The 14,098-nt window shown below is 72.3% G+C and carries 14 protein-coding genes; 7 read left to right on the forward strand and 7 right to left on the reverse strand.

What is annotated here, in order from left to right:
* Positions 1-200: 200 nt before the first annotated feature.
* Entirely contained in the window at positions 201-620 is a 420-nt protein-coding gene (locus tag ACIHCL_RS22120) for a Fur family transcriptional regulator (protein WP_399864144.1), read from the reverse strand.
* Between the two features lie 161 nt (positions 621-781).
* Between ACIHCL_RS22120 and ACIHCL_RS22125 the strand changes: the two genes are divergently transcribed.
* Positions 782-2,233, forward strand: a complete 1,452-nt coding sequence (locus tag ACIHCL_RS22125) for a catalase (protein WP_399864145.1) — start codon at positions 782-784, stop codon at positions 2,231-2,233.
* Between the two features lie 167 nt (positions 2,234-2,400).
* Here the strand turns inward: ACIHCL_RS22125 and ACIHCL_RS22130 are convergent, their stop codons facing one another.
* The 6 genes from ACIHCL_RS22130 to ACIHCL_RS22155 all read right to left on the reverse strand — a co-directional run bounded on the left by ACIHCL_RS22130 (position 2,401) and on the right by ACIHCL_RS22155 (position 7,809).
* Positions 2,401-2,805, reverse strand: coding sequence for a cyclic nucleotide-binding/CBS domain-containing protein (locus ACIHCL_RS22130; protein WP_399864146.1), 405 nt, complete (start codon positions 2,803-2,805; stop codon positions 2,401-2,403).
* Between the two features lie 220 nt (positions 2,806-3,025).
* On the reverse strand, positions 3,026-3,829 hold the full coding sequence (gene hisN, locus ACIHCL_RS22135) for a histidinol-phosphatase (protein ID WP_399864147.1): 804 nt from the start codon (positions 3,827-3,829) through the stop codon (positions 3,026-3,028).
* Positions 3,830-3,934: 105 nt separating this feature from the next.
* Complete coding sequence (locus tag ACIHCL_RS22140; RefSeq protein WP_399864148.1) at positions 3,935-4,258, reverse strand: DMT family transporter; 324 nt, start codon at positions 4,256-4,258, stop codon at positions 3,935-3,937.
* A 217-nt stretch (positions 4,259-4,475) separates the two neighbouring features.
* Complete coding sequence (gene rsgA, locus ACIHCL_RS22145) at positions 4,476-5,492, reverse strand: ribosome small subunit-dependent GTPase A (RefSeq protein ID WP_399864150.1); 1,017 nt, start codon at positions 5,490-5,492, stop codon at positions 4,476-4,478.
* A 3-nt stretch (positions 5,493-5,495) separates the two neighbouring features.
* On the reverse strand, positions 5,496-6,836 hold the full coding sequence (aroA, locus tag ACIHCL_RS22150; RefSeq protein ID WP_399864151.1) for a 3-phosphoshikimate 1-carboxyvinyltransferase: 1,341 nt from the start codon (positions 6,834-6,836) through the stop codon (positions 5,496-5,498).
* Positions 6,837-7,095: 259 nt separating this feature from the next.
* On the reverse strand, positions 7,096-7,809 hold the full coding sequence (locus ACIHCL_RS22155; protein WP_399864153.1) for a M50 family metallopeptidase: 714 nt from the start codon (positions 7,807-7,809) through the stop codon (positions 7,096-7,098).
* Positions 7,810-7,886: 77 nt separating this feature from the next.
* Here ACIHCL_RS22155 and ACIHCL_RS22160 point away from each other — a divergent pair, with 77 nt between their 5' ends.
* From ACIHCL_RS22160 to ACIHCL_RS22185, 6 genes are all read left to right on the forward strand, one after another.
* Positions 7,887-8,702 (forward strand): SOS response-associated peptidase, encoded by an 816-nt coding sequence (locus tag ACIHCL_RS22160; protein WP_399864155.1) that lies wholly within the window; start codon positions 7,887-7,889, stop codon positions 8,700-8,702.
* 183 nt (positions 8,703-8,885) lie between these two features.
* Positions 8,886-9,536, forward strand: coding sequence for an alpha/beta family hydrolase (locus ACIHCL_RS22165; RefSeq protein WP_399864156.1), 651 nt, complete (start codon positions 8,886-8,888; stop codon positions 9,534-9,536).
* A gap of 489 nt (positions 9,537-10,025) precedes the next feature.
* A complete protein-coding gene (locus tag ACIHCL_RS22170; RefSeq protein ID WP_399864158.1) occupies positions 10,026-10,682 on the forward strand; it encodes a sigma-70 family RNA polymerase sigma factor in 657 nt (218 codons plus the stop codon).
* Entirely contained in the window at positions 10,679-10,999 is a 321-nt protein-coding gene (gene rsrA / locus ACIHCL_RS22175) for a mycothiol system anti-sigma-R factor (RefSeq protein ID WP_399864159.1), read from the forward strand. Before ACIHCL_RS22170 ends, rsrA begins: the two co-directional genes overlap by 4 nt.
* 231 nt (positions 11,000-11,230) lie before the next feature.
* A complete protein-coding gene (locus tag ACIHCL_RS22180; protein WP_399864160.1) occupies positions 11,231-12,655 on the forward strand; it encodes an HD-GYP domain-containing protein in 1,425 nt (474 codons plus the stop codon).
* 113 nt (positions 12,656-12,768) lie between these two features.
* A complete protein-coding gene (locus ACIHCL_RS22185; RefSeq protein WP_399864213.1) occupies positions 12,769-14,031 on the forward strand; it encodes an HD-GYP domain-containing protein in 1,263 nt (420 codons plus the stop codon).
* Positions 14,032-14,098 lie beyond the last annotated feature (67 nt).

The following is a 14,098-nucleotide window of genomic DNA, read 5'->3' on the forward strand; positions in this document are numbered from 1 at the left end:
TCCAAGGATCCGGCCTCACGCGTTTTCGTCCTTCCCGGCCACGGCTCCGGCGCTGTGCCGGACCGTCGGTCGGCGTGCGTCCGGTGCCGACCGTGATGCGCCCGTGCCCGGTGACGGTTCCCGCGCATCGCGCGGAGGGCCCCGGCGCACACGCTCTCGCGTGCGCCGGGGCCCTCCGGCAAGGCAGGGGAACGGCGGCGTCAGACCCCGGCCGCGCAGCCCGGACAGATGCCGCGGTACGTCACCTCGACATCGGACACCGTGAAGCCGAAGCGCTCGTCGTTCGGCAGGTCCGCCAGCGGGTCGCCCGACGGGTGCACGTCGCGGATGGTGCCGCAGTCCGCACAGACCAGGTGGTGGTGGGGGCGATGCGCGTTCGGGTCGTAGCGCTTGGCGCGGCGGTCGGTGGAGACCTCGATGACCTCGCCGAGCGCCACCATCTCACCCAGGGTGTTGTAGACGGTGGCGCGGGAGATCTCGGGCAGCCTGGCGACGGCCCGCGCGTGGACCTCGTCGGCCGTCAGGTGCACATGGTCTCCGTCGAGGACCTCGGCCACGACGCGCCGCTGGGCGGTCATGCGCCAGCCGCGTCCGCGAAGTCGTTCCAGCAGGTCGCTCATAAGCACAAGCCTAACAGTGGGGGGACCAGGTCCCGAACGAGTGTGACTTTGGATGTTCCCTTGACTTGGACTAAGTCCATTGTAGGATCGACCTCGGCATACGCCAAGGGACAGGCTGTGCACCACATGACGAATGTGCAGGAACGACGCAGGAGGCGCACGTGACGCAGGGACCGCTCACCACGGAGGCCGGAGCGCCGGTCGCCGACAACCAGAACAGCCAGACCGCGGGTGTCGGTGGTCCGGTACTGGTCCAGGACCAGTCGCTGCTGGAGAAGCTCGCGCACTTCAACCGTGAGCGCATTCCGGAGCGCGTCGTGCACGCGCGCGGCGCCGGCGCCTATGGCACGTTCACGGTGACCCGCGACGTCTCGCAGTGGACGCGGGCGAAGTTCCTCTCCGAGGTCGGCAAGCAGACGGAGGTGTTCCTGCGCTTCTCGACCGTGGCGGGCAACCTCGGCGCGGCCGACGCGGTGCGCGACCCCCGCGGCTTCGCGCTGAAGTTCTACACCGAGGACGGCAACTACGACCTCGTCGGCAACAACACCCCGGTGTTCTTCGTCAAGGACGCCATCAAGTTCCCCGATTTCATCCACACCCAGAAGCGCGACCCGTACACCGGCTCGCAGGAGGCGGACAACGTCTGGGACTTCTGGGGCCTGTCGCCCGAGTCGACGCACCAGGTGACCTGGCTCTTCGGCGACCGCGGCATCCCGGCCTCGTACCGTCACATGAACGGTTACGGCTCGCACACGTTCCAGTGGAGCAACGAGGCGGGCGAGGTCTTCTGGGTCAAGTACCACTTCAAGACCGACCAGGGCATCAAGAGCCTCACCCAGGCCGAGGCGAACGAGCTCGCCGGTGAGGACCCCGACAGCCACCAGCGCGACCTGCGCGAGGCGATCGAACGCGGCGACTTCCCGTCCTGGACGGTGCAGGTCCAGATCATGCCGGCGGCCGAGGCGGCCGCGTACCGCTTCAACCCGTTCGACCTCACCAAGGTCTGGCCGCACGCGGACTACCCGCCGATCGAGATCGGGAAGCTGGAGCTCAACCGCAACCCGGAGAACATCTTCGCCGAGGTCGAGCAGTCGATCTTCAGCCCCGCGCACTTCGTGCCCGGCATCGGCCCGTCCCCCGACAAGATGCTCCAGGGGCGCCTCTTCGCCTACGGCGACGCGCACCGCTACCGCGTCGGCATCAACGCCGACCACCTGCCGGTGAACCGCCCGCACGCCGCCGAGGCGCGTACGTACAGCCGCGACGGCTTCCTGTACGACGGCCGTCACAAGGGTGCGAAGAACTACGAGCCGAACAGCTTCGGCGGGCCGGTCCAGACCGACCGGCCGCTGTGGGAGTCCACGCCGGTCACGGGCGAGATCGGCACGCACGTGGCGCCGAGCCACGCCGAGGACGATGACTTCGTGCAGGCCGGGAACCTCTACCGGCTTCTCTCGGAGGAGGAGAAGGGCAGGCTGGTCGACAACCTCGCCGGGTTCATCTCCAAGGTGTCGCGCGACGACATCGCCGAGCGCGCGATCAACAACTTCCGTCAGGCGGACGGTGACTTCGGCAAGCGTCTGGAGGCCGCGGTCCAGGCCCTGCGCGGCTGATCCGGACGTCTGCCGTCGACGGTGGGCCGGTCTCCTCCTCGGAGGGGCCGGCCCGCCGGTCTTCGGAGAAAGGCCGCTTTGCCGGTTCCCGGCCCTCCGGTCGTCCTGGGGGCTGTCCGGCGGGCCCTCGCGGGTCCGTGAAGGTCCGCTGGGCGGCCCCCAGGGTTTCAGCCGGCGAGTTTCACGCGCTGGCGGCGTCTGGTGGGCGTCCAGCAGCGCAGGATGTCGCGGACCGACACGATGCCCACGGGGCCGCGGTCGTCGAGCACGATCAGATGACGGAACCCGCCATGCGTCATGGCCTCCGCGGCCTCCTCGAGGGTCCAGGTGGGGGCCGCGAAGACCACGTCCGTGGTGGTGTGGGCGGCGGCGGTCTCGACGTCGGGATTCCGTCCCGAGCCGACCGCGTCGAGGATGTCGCGCTCGGTGAGGATGCCGAGACCGCTGTGGTCCTGGTCGAGGACGACGGCGGCCCCGACGCGGCGGACCGACATCAGCCGGGCGGCCTGGCGGAGCGTATGGGTGGGGCCGATGGTGAGGACCAGTGTGCTCATTGCGTCACGGACGAGCATGAGGGAAGCCACCTCCTTCGTGAAGCGGCCGCACAAGCCGATTCACAAGTTCACAAACTGGGCGGGTTCTCAGACTCGCATCGATGCGGGAACGCAACAAGAGGGGGACGGGGCCGTCCGAGGGGCGCGCGGTGGTGCGCGACGCCCCTCGGGGGGCGCGGCCGGGAAACGGGCGCCCCTCGGGGGCGCGCCCCGGGTCAGGGGCGCGGGGCGCCGGAGCTCAGGGGCGTCGGCCGAGGTAACCGAGCAACGTGTCGTGGAGCAGCCCGTTCGAGGCCGCCGCGTTGCCGCCCCCGGGACCGGGCACCCCGTCGAGGCTGGTGAACACACCGCCCGCCTCCTGGACGACGATCGCGATCGCGGCCATGTCCCAGAGCGAGAGCTCCGGCTCCGCGCAGATGTCGACCGCCCCCTCGGCGACCATCATGTACGGCCAGAAGTCCCCGTAGCCGCGGGTGCGCCAGCAAGCCCTGGTCAGTTCCAGGAAGCCGTCGAGCCGGCCCCGCTCCTCCCAGCCGTCCAGCGAGGAGTACGCGAACGAGGCGTCCGCGATCCGCTCCACCTTCGACACCTGGAGCCGGGTGGCGGAGGTCAGACTGCGCCCGGTGTACGCCCCGGCGCCCTTCGCCGCCCACCAGCGCCGGTTCAGCGCCGGCGCGGAGACCACACCGACCACCGGCTGGAAGTCGCCCTCGTCGTCGGCCTCCATCAGGGAGATCAGCGTCGCCCACACCGGCACGCCGCGCACATAGTTCTTGGTGCCGTCGATCGGGTCGACGACCCAGCGCCGCGGACCGCTGCCCTCGACCCCGAACTCCTCGCCCAGGATCGCGTCGCGCGGGCGCGCCCTCTGGAGGTGACCGCGGACCACCTCCTCGGCGGCCTTGTCGGCCTCGCTCACCGGCGTCATGTCCGGCTTGGTCTCGACCTTGAGATCCAGGGCCTTGAACCGGTCCATGGTCGCGGCGTCGGCGGCGTCCGCCAGCACATGGGCGAGGCGCAGGTCATCGTGGTAATCGGGCATGTCGTCACAGTATCGACCGGGGAGTGCACGGGGCCACACGATCTCGCGCCCGCCCGCATCCTGGACGGTTCCGGGGCGCGCCGCCGGCGCGGGGGCCGCACGTGGTCAGTGGGCCGAGCCCGAGAGTTGGAGCCCGATGACCCCGATGATCACCAGGGAGATCGAGACCAGCTTGAGGGTGGAGACCACGTCGTTCAGGAAGATCATGCCGTAGATCGCGGTGCCCGCCGCGCCGATGCCGGTCCACACCGCGTACGCGGGGCCCACGTCGAGCTTCTTGAGCGACAGCGTCAGCAGTCCGAAGCTGCCCAGGGCGAAGGCGGCGAACGCGATGGTCGGCCAGAGCCGGGTGAAACCGTGCGACAGCTTCAGGCAGACGGCGAAGCCGGTCTCCAGAAGTCCGGCGACCACGACCAGCAGCCACGCCATCGTCAGGGCCCTCCCACGTCGGTGACCGCCTTGCCGCATTGGATGTGATTATGCACTTACCGGTCTCGGCAGATCGCAAACGTACCCGAGCGATCTCGAACCAGCGGGCCGCCGGGCCGGTCGCGCACATACCCGGCCGATCGCACGAGCGTGGAGCCGACCGGGTACGCACCGTGCCGATCGCGTACGCATCCGGCCGAACACCGAGGTGTCCCGATCAGTCGCCCTCGCGCCGCTCCCGGGTGGACATCAGCCGCCGCAGCGAGTCCAGCCGCGCCGGGTCCGCGTGCCCCTCCGCCACCCAGGCGTCCAGGGCGCATTCCGGCTCGTTGCCGTCGTGGGTGCAGCCTCGGGGACAGCCCTCGGTGCCCGGCTCCAGGTCCGGGAACGCGTGGATCACCCGGGAGGGGTCGATGTGGTTGAGCCCGAAGGAACGCACACCGGGAGTGTCGATCACCCAGCCCCGGTCGTCGGACAGCGGCAGCGCCAACGCCGAGGTGGTGGTGTGCCGGCCGCGGCCGGTGACCGCGTTGACGATCCCCGTCGTACGCCGCCGGTCCGCCGCCACCAGCGCGTTGACCAGCGTCGTCTTTCCGACGCCGGAGTGGCCGACGAAGGCCGTGACCCGGCCGGTCAACTGCTCGCGCACCCGCTCGGCGGCGTCGCCGTTCTCCAGTTCCTCGCGGCTGGTGACGATGAACGGGACCCCCAGCGGCGTGTACGCCTCCAGCAGTGTGTCCGGGGAGGCCAGATCCGACTTGGTGAGGACGAGGAGCGGCGACAGCCCGCCGTCGTACGCGGCGACCAGGCAGCGGTCGATCAGGCGCGGCCGGGGCTCCGGATCGGCCAGCGCCGTGACGACCGCCAACTGGTCTGCGTTGGCCACCACCACCCGCTCGTAGGGGTCGTCGTCGTCCGCCGTGCGACGCAGCACCGAGCGGCGCTCACCGATGCGGACGATACGGGCCAGCGTGTCCTTGTCACCGGACAGATCGCCGACGAGGGAGACCCGGTCACCCACCACGGCCGCCTTCCGGCCCAGCTCGCGGGCCTTCATCGCCACGACCGTACGGTCGTCGACGAGGCAGGTGAGGCGGCCCCGGTCGACGGTGAGGACCATGCCCTCCTCGGCGTCCTCGTGCTTGGGCCGGATGTTGGTCCGGGGCCGGTTGCCCTTGCGGTTGGGGCGGATCCGGACGTCGTCCTCGTCGGCGTTCTTGCCGTAGCGGCGCATTTCTCAGACCCCGAGCATTCCGGTCCACATCTGCGGGAAGTCCGGCAGGGTCTTGGCGGTCGTCGCCACGTTCTCGATCTCCACTCCGGGGACGGCGAGGCCGATGACCGCGCCCGCCGTGGCCATCCGGTGGTCGTCGTAGGTGTGGAAGACGCCGCCGCGCAGCGGGCGCGGGCGGATGTGGAGCCCGTCGGCGGTCTCGGTGACGTCGCCGCCGAGTTCGTTGATCTCCTTGGTGAGCGCGGCCAGCCGGTCCGTCTCGTGCAGGCGCAGATGGGCGACGCCGCTCAGCGTGGACGGGCCGTCGGCCAGGGCGGCGACCGCCGCGATGCCCGGGGTCAGCTCACCGACCTCGCCGAGGTCGACGTCGATGCCGTGGATGCGGCCCGAGCCGGTGAACGTGAGGCCGCGCTCGGTCAGCTCGCAGCTCCCGCCCATCGCGGTGAAGATCTCGCGCAGCGCGTCGCCCGGCTGGGTGGTGTGCTCGGGCCAGTCGGGGATGGTGACCCGGCCGCCGGTGATCAGCGCGGCGGCGAGGAACGGCTGCGCGTTGGAGAGGTCGGGCTCGATGGTCAGATCGCGGCCGAGCAGCGCGGAGTGGGAGACCCGCCAGACGTTCGGCTCGCCGCCCGTCTCCGGCTCGTCGACCTGGGCGCCGACGGCGCGCAGCATGTCGACCGTCATCCGGATGTGCGGCATGGAGGGCAGCCGGGCACCGGTGTGCCGCACCTCCACGCCCTGGTTGAAGCGCGGCGCCGACAGCAGCAGCGCCGAGACGAACTGCGAGGACGAGGAGGCGTCGATCTCCACCGCCCCGCCGTCCAGGGCGCCGCCGCCGTGCACGGTCATCGGCAGCGAGCCGCGCCCTTCGTCGTCGATCCGGGCGCCGAGCACGCGCAGCGCGTCGATCACGCCGTTCAGCGGACGCTCGTACGAGCGGGGGTCGCCGTCGAAGCGGATCGGGCCGTCGGCCAGGGCGGCCACCGGCGGCAGGAAGCGCATGACCGTACCGGCGTTGCCCACGTCGACGGTGACGGGGCCGTGCAGCCCGGCCGGGATCACCCGCCACGCCTCGCCGGACGCCTCCGGGCCACCGGCGACGGCGGAACTGGACGACACGGTCTCCTCGATGCCGACGCCCAGGGCGCGCAGCGCCTCGGCCATCAGCAGGGTGTCGCGGGATCGCAGCGGGCGGCGCAGCCAGCCCGGCTCGGCGGCGAGGGCAGCGAGCACGAGCGCGCGATTGGTGACCGATTTCGAACCGGGCACGGTGACGGTTGCGTCGACGGATCCGCTCGCATGCGGGGCGGGCCAGAGTGCGGGGTGCACGGGGGTTTCGGTCATGAACCTCACTTTAGTGGTTCGCCGCAGACCCGAATCTCGATGAAATGGTCCAAAACCGGTGCGCAAGCAAACCTTGGTGGGCGCCAACCGGGCGTCAACCGGGCACGATCGCTTCGTTCCGGGCACCTCCGGGCGTCAACCGGACGCCCGACGCAGACGGGCCGGGCATCACCCCTTCGTGCGGGTGCCACCGGACACCGGAAGGCCCGCCGCCCGTCCGCGCCGCCCCGGCCGCCGTACCGGCCCCGCCTCCGGCCCCTCAGAGGCCGAGCAGCCGACGGCCTCCGCCGATGAGCGAGCAGAGCGACACCGCGTGGAACAGGAACAGCCAGAGGGCGGCCGGCACGTTCGTCAGCCGCGACAACTGGTCCGCGTCCGAGTCGGGCGCACCGCCGTACCGTCGTTTCGACTGGAGCTCGAAGGCCGGGCGCACCCCGCCGAGCAGCAGGAACCAGACCGTGCCGTACGCGAACAGCGACTGCACGGAGGGTGAGGCCAGCCAGGAGACCAGCAGGAACGCCGCCCCCGTGGAGATCACGGCCAGGGCCCCGTACACATTGCGGATCATCACCAGCATCGCCGCGAGCAGCGCGGTGGCCAGCCAGAGCAGCAGCGTGATCCGGCCGTCGGCCAGCAGCCAGGCCCCGCCGAGCCCCAGCAGCGGTGGGGCGGTGTACCCGGCCGCGGCGGTCAGCGTCATCCCGATCCCGGTCGGCTTGCCGCGGCTCACCGTCAGCCCGCTGGTGTCCGAATGCAGCCGTATCCCGGACAGCTGCCGCCCGGTGAGCAGCGCCACCAGCCCGTGCCCGCCCTCGTGCGCGATCGTGATCGCGTTGCGGCTCAGCCGCCAGAGCGGGTTCGGTACGACGGCGATCAGCGCGAGCGTCCCGGCCACCACCACGAGCCACTGCTCGGGCACGGGCTGGGTGCCGAGGACGCGGTCCCACAGGTTCCCCGGATCGGTGCTGTCCATGGTGGGGCGGCTCCTCCTGGTAGCGGCTTGCGGTATCGGCGTCCTGTCACCGGGACGGTCGTGGCAGTCTGGCACTCATGTGCGGACGGTATGCGGCGAGTCGGCGACCCGAGGACCTGGCCGGGATCTTCCACGTCGAGAAGTGGGAACCGAAGGAGACCCTGGCACCCGACTGGAACGTGGCGCCGACCAAGGAGGTCCACGTCGTATTGGAGCGTCCTCTCAAAGACGCCGCTGACCGGCGTCCGGTTCGCCAGTTGCGGGCCCTGAAATGGGGGCTCGTGCCGTCGTGGGCGAAGTCGCCCGAGGGTGCCGCCCGCATGATCAACGCCCGGGCGGAGACCGTCCACGAGAAGCCGTCCTTCCGCGGTCCCTTCGCCTCCCGGCGCTGCATCCTGCCCGCCGACGGCTACTACGAGTGGGTCACCGGCACGGAGGAGCGGCAGTTGGAGGAGAAGGGGAGGAAGAAGCGGCCGCGCAAGCAGCCCTACTTCGTGACGCCCGCCGACGGGGCGGTGTTCGCGATGGCCGGGCTGTACGAGTTCTGGCGCGACCGGACCCTGCCGGACGATCACCCGATGGCGTGGTGGGCGACCTGCACCGTGATCACGACGGATGCGGAGACCACCCCGCTCGCCGTCGCCCCCGCCGAGGGCCCGGCCACGCTCGCCGAGATCCACCCCCGGATGCCGCTGATGCTGACCCCGGACCGGTGGGACGCCTGGCTCGACCCGTCCCGCACGGACGTCGAGGAGCTAAGGGCGCTGCTGGCGCCGCCGCCGGGCGGGCTGATGCGCGCCTATCCGGTGGCCACGGCCGTCAGCAACGTCCGCAACAACGGCCCGGAACTGCTGGCGGAGCTGGCCGGGCCGGAGCTGGGCACGCTCTTCTGACCACCGGCCCCGAAGGCCCCGACCGGAGGTTCCGGCCGCCTGCTCCCGGGCCGCCGGTTCCCGGTCTCCGGCGGCTCCGGGCCGTCGAGGGCCCGCTGCCCGCTGCCCCCGGGCCCCGATCCGGTCGGCACGGGCCGGGGCGGGGCGGGGCACGGCGCCGCCGGACCGGGCAGGATGGGGACCGTGAGCGCCACGGAGACGGACCGCAGGACCGAGACGGTCGACACGGATGCCGGGACGGCCAGGATCACCTGGCTCCCGGCGGAGAGGCCCCGGCTGGTCCTCGCCGTCGGCCATGGGGCGGGCGGCGGCATCGAAAGCCGCGATCTGCGGGCCCTGGGCGCCGCGCTCCCCGCGCACGGGGTGACCGTCGCCCTCGTGGAGCAGCCGTGGCGGGTCGCCGGGAAGAAGGTCGCGCCCGCCCCGAAGACCCTGGACACCGGATGGCGGGGGGTGTGGCCGGCGCTCACCGCCCCCGGACGGCCCGTCGTCGCGGGCGGGCGCAGCGCCGGGGCCCGGGTCGCCTGCCGGACGGCGAAGGAACTCGGCGCCCGTGCCGTCCTCGCGCTCAGCTTCCCCCTGCACCCCCCGGGAAAGCCGGAGAAGTCCCGCGCGGACGAGCTCCTCGGCGCCGGCGTGCCCACGCTCGTCGTGCAGGGCGGCAACGACCCGTTCGGGCGGCCCGCCGAGTTCCCGGCGGGGGAGTACCGGCTCACCGAGGTGCCCTACGGCGACCACGGCTTCGCCGTACCGAAGAAGTCCGGGCCGACGGAGGAAGAGGCGATGGACATCCTGACCGGCGCCGTGACCGCCTGGCTGGCCGCTCTCGCATGACGTGCGCCCGCCGCCCCCGCACCGCACGAGGCGCCGTTCCATGGACGCGCGTCCCGCCGGGTCCGGGCAGCGCCGTGAGCGATCCGACATGACGTGCCTCACCGTCGGCCGCGGACCTCGGCCTGTCGTACTCCGCTCCCGCGTATGACGTATATCGCAATGCGGACTTCCCGGGCGGGTGCGGCGGTCGTGGCCCGGGGCGTTCGCCCCCGCTCCGGCAGGGCTCGGGAATGCCGGGCCGGGCGCCGCTGTTGTCCGTGACACCGGTACATGGACGCTGTTTGTGGAGAGGGAGTACGTCGCATGGGCTCGACCATCTGCCCGCGTCGCTCGAACGCCGCTGACCTGGAGTGGACGGTTCTGAGTGCGGCGAGGAGCGCTCCGGAGCGCGCCCCGGGCGCCTCGGAACGACAGCCCGTCTCCGGGCAGGGTCGACTATTCTCCGATTCGAGCGGGTCCGGTCTCGGCTCCGCCGCAGCGTTGGAGGAGGTGGGTCCGGTCACTGGGACCGACACAGGTACCGACGAGGGCCGCGCGCCGGAGACGGACGCCGAGCGCAACGCGCGCTTCGAACGGGACGCCCTCGGTTACCTCGACCAGATGTACTCGGCCGCGCTGCGCATGACGCGCAACCCGGCGGACGCCGAGGACCTGGTTCAGGAGACCTACGCCAAGGCGTACGGCTCCTTCCACCAGTTCCGCGAGGGCACCAACCTCAAGGCGTGGATGTACCGCATCCTCACCAACACGTTCATCAACTCGTACCGCAAGAAACAGCGCGAACCCCAGCGCAGCGCCGCCGAGGAGATCGAGGACTGGCAGCTGGCGCGCGCCGAGTCGCACATGTCGACCGGGCTGCGCTCCGCGGAGTCGCAGGCGCTCGACCACCTGCCGGACTCCGACGTGAAGGCCGCTCTGCAGGCGATCCCCGAAGAGTTCCGCATCGCCGTGTATCTCGCCGATGTCGAGGGCTTTGCCTACAAGGAGATCGCGGACATCATGGGGACTCCCATCGGTACGGTGATGTCCCGACTGCACCGGGGCCGCCGCCAGCTGCGCGGCATGCTGGAGGACTACGCCCGCGAGCGCGGGCTCGTCCCGGCCGGTGCCGGAGGGGCGGACGATCGGAAAGGCTCGGGCTCATGAGCTGCGGAGAGCCGCATGAGACGGACTGCTCGGAGGTCCTCGATCATCTCTACGAGTTCCTCGACCACGAGATGCCCGACAGCGACTGCACCAAGTTCGAGATGCACTTCGAGGAGTGCTCCCCGTGCCTGGAGAAGTACGGCCTGGAGCAGGCGGTGAAGAAGCTGGTGAAGCGCTGCTGCGGCCAGGACGACGTACCGAGCGATCTGCGTTCCAAGGTGATGGGCCGGATCGAGCTGATCCGCTCGGGCCAGGTGGTGCCGGAACAGGACTTGACGTCCCCGGAGACCGACCGGCCGACCGCCGTCAAGGAGTGATGTCCGGCCCCGCCCGGACAGCGGCGCCCGTCCGGGCCGGGCGGCGGCACGGCCACGCCGACCACCGCCCTTCGGGGGCCGGTGCACGCGGCCCCGCCCGTACCACTCGCACACACGCCCGCTTTCCCTGCTCCCCGCACGTCACCCGAATGTGCTAATCGGCTTCTTAGCCGCTCAATGGCACGTGCGACTCGCTAGCGTGACGCCTCCATCGACGAGGTTGGGGGGCGGGTGGGAGCCACACGCGGGGCGGCGCGCGCCTGGATCGGCACGGCATCGGCCGGCGCCCTGCTGTGCGTGCTTCCGGCGCTGCGCGCGGGCGCGGGAACACCGTGGGCCACCCTCGTTCTGCTCACCGGGCTCTACCTGGTCTGCGAACTGCCGGGGCGCTGCCCGTTCCTCGGTTGGGTGCCGGTCGGTCCCGGATCCTTCTTCCCGCTGCTGCTGGCCGGTGCGTTCCTGCTGCCGCCGGCCGCCGCGGCGCTGGTGGCCGTTCCCGGGTCCCTGGTCGGCCGGGTGGAGGACCCGCCCGTCACGCTCCGGCGCGTCTGGCGGGCCGCGCAGCTCGCCGTCACGGTCTGGGTGGCCTCGACCGTCCATGTCTTGCTCGGCGGCCGGGCCGCGCTCGGCGGTCGGGGAACCGGCGGTGACCGGCTCCCCGACTTCCCGTACGCCCTGGTGCCGGCCTGCGCCGCCGCTCTGGTCTTCAGCTTCGTCCTGACCGCCCTGGACGGCTCGATCCTGGTCGCGGCCGAGCGGGTGCCGCTCCGGCGGGCCTGGAGCGGACTGCCGTCCCGCGCGCTGGGCCCGCATCTGGTGCACGGGCTCGCCGGGCTGATGATGGCCGTGCTGTGGCGCGGCCCGTACGGCCCGCTGTCGGCGCTCATCGTGCTGCTGCCGATGTACATCTCGTGCTGGGTCTTCGCCCAGTCCCACCGCGAGCACGCCGCCCACCGCGCCACCATCAGGGCACTGGTGCAGGCCGTCGACATCAAGGACACCTACACCCGGGGCCACAGCGAACGGGTGGGGCACGCCTCCGTCCTCATCGCCCGCGAGCTGGGCATGGACCGGGGCCGCCTGGAGGTCCTCCGGTTCGCCGGCATCCTGCACGACGTCGGCAAGCTCGGCGTGCCGACCAGGGTGCTCCGCAAGGACGGGCCGCTCACCCCGGAGGAACGCCGGGTGATCGAACTGCACCCGGAGTACGGGCACGAGATCGTCCGCGGCATCGGCTTCCTCGGCGAGGCGCGGGCCGCGATCCTGCACCACCACGAACGGATGGACGGCAGCGGCTATCCGTACGGGCTCAGCGGGCGGGAGATCCCCGAGTTCGCCCGGGTCGTCGCGGTGGCCGACGCCTTCGACGCGATGACGTCCACCCGGTCCTACCGCCGCGGACGGCCGGTGTCCGCGGCGCTCGCCGAGTTGAGGCGGTGCGCGGGCACGCAGTTCGACCCGCGGATGGTGCGTGCGCTGGTGCGTGCGCTGGACCGGAACGACTGGCCGGTGGCCACGGAGGCGGCGGACGAGACCGTTCCGCGGCCCCGGAGGGGAGGCGCGGCGCCGGCCCCCGGCGGGTACGGGCCGGGCACCCCGCACGGGCAGGAAGCCGCCGTCCCGGGTCCGCGCCCCTCCGCGGACCGTACCCGGTGATCCGCGCCCGGCCCGGCGCCCGCGCCCGCCTCTCCGCCGACGTCCGCACCGGGCCTCGTGCGCGGGGCGGCCGGGCCCGCTTCCGCGAGCGGCGCGGGACGGCGCCGCCCGCCGTGCTGGCCATCCGGGCCACCGCCGTGCTGCTCGCCCTCGCCGGGCTCGGCCACACGCTCTGGGCCGGTGTCCACGACCCGGGCACCGCCCTGGCCTTCGGTCTGCTGATCACGGTCGGCGAACTGGCCCGCTGGGGCGCACTGCCCGGCGAGCGCGAGCCCGCACCGCTCGGGGCGGCGGGCGCGCTCGCGTACGCCCTCCTCGGCCGGGTCGGCGGCGAACCCGCCGGACACGACGTCCTCCAGGTGATCGCCGTGCTCCTGGCGGCGCAGCTGGTCGCCTGTGTGCCCCAGCTGGCACGCGGCAGCACGCCGACGGCCGACCGGGTGGCCCGCCGCTTCCTGACCGTCGGCTTCGCCGCCGTGTGCTTCCAGCCGCTGCACGGCTCGGCGCACACCGCCGGCCGGTTCGGCGAGGGGCCGTACCACGTCATGCTCCCTCTACTGCTGCTCGTCCTGACCGGACTGTGCGATGCCGTGCTCGCCGCCCTGCTGGTGCGCTCGCGCTCCGCCGCCCCGCGCGCCCGCCGGGGCGCGGGTGGCACCCCGGCCCCCTACGGGCCGCTGCTCCGCGACGAACTGCGGGGGCTCATGGGCATCGGCTCGGCGGTCTGCGCGACCGGCGTCGTGATGGCCCTCGGGATCGCGGTCGCCGGACTGTGGGCGCTGCCCGTCCTGTGCGTACCGCTGCTGCTGACCCAGGTCGCGTTCCGCAGGTTCGTCGCGGTGCGCGCCACCTACCGGCAGACGATCACCTCACTCGCCCGTTCCACCGAGATCGCCGGATACACCCGGCCGGGGCACGCCCGCAGGGTCGCGGCGCTCTGCGTCGCCGTCGGCCGTGAGCTGGGCCTGACCGGGAACCGGCTGCTGGTGCTTGAGTACGCGGCGCTGATGCACGACATCGGCCAGCTCTCCCTCGTCGATCCGGTCGCTGACGGGGCGACGGCCGTCCTGCCCGCCGCCGAGCAGCGCCGCATCGCGCTGCTGGGCGGGGCGGTCGTCCGGCAGACCGGGGTGGACGGCGAGGTCGCCGTCGTGGTGGAACGGCAGGCCGACCCGTATCGCGAACAGCCGTTGCCGGCCAGGATCGTGCGGGCGGTCAACGCATACGACGACCTGTCGGGGGAAGGTCCCATCGGGCCGCTCGGGGCGCTGGAACGGCTCAGGCTCGGTACCGGTCACGACTACCAGCCCGAGGTCGTGGAGGCACTGGCCCGGGTTCTGGCCCGGGGCGGTCTGGTGCCCGTCCCGCCCGGGTAACCCATGGGTAATGAGCGGGCGTCCGGCCCGGCATGGTTGGATGCGAAGAGGAGCGGAAAACGAGGGT

Origin of the sequence: Streptomyces sp. NPDC052042, from assembly GCF_044548345.1 — a bacterium.
Classification (GTDB): domain Bacteria; phylum Actinomycetota; class Actinomycetes; order Streptomycetales; family Streptomycetaceae; genus Streptomyces.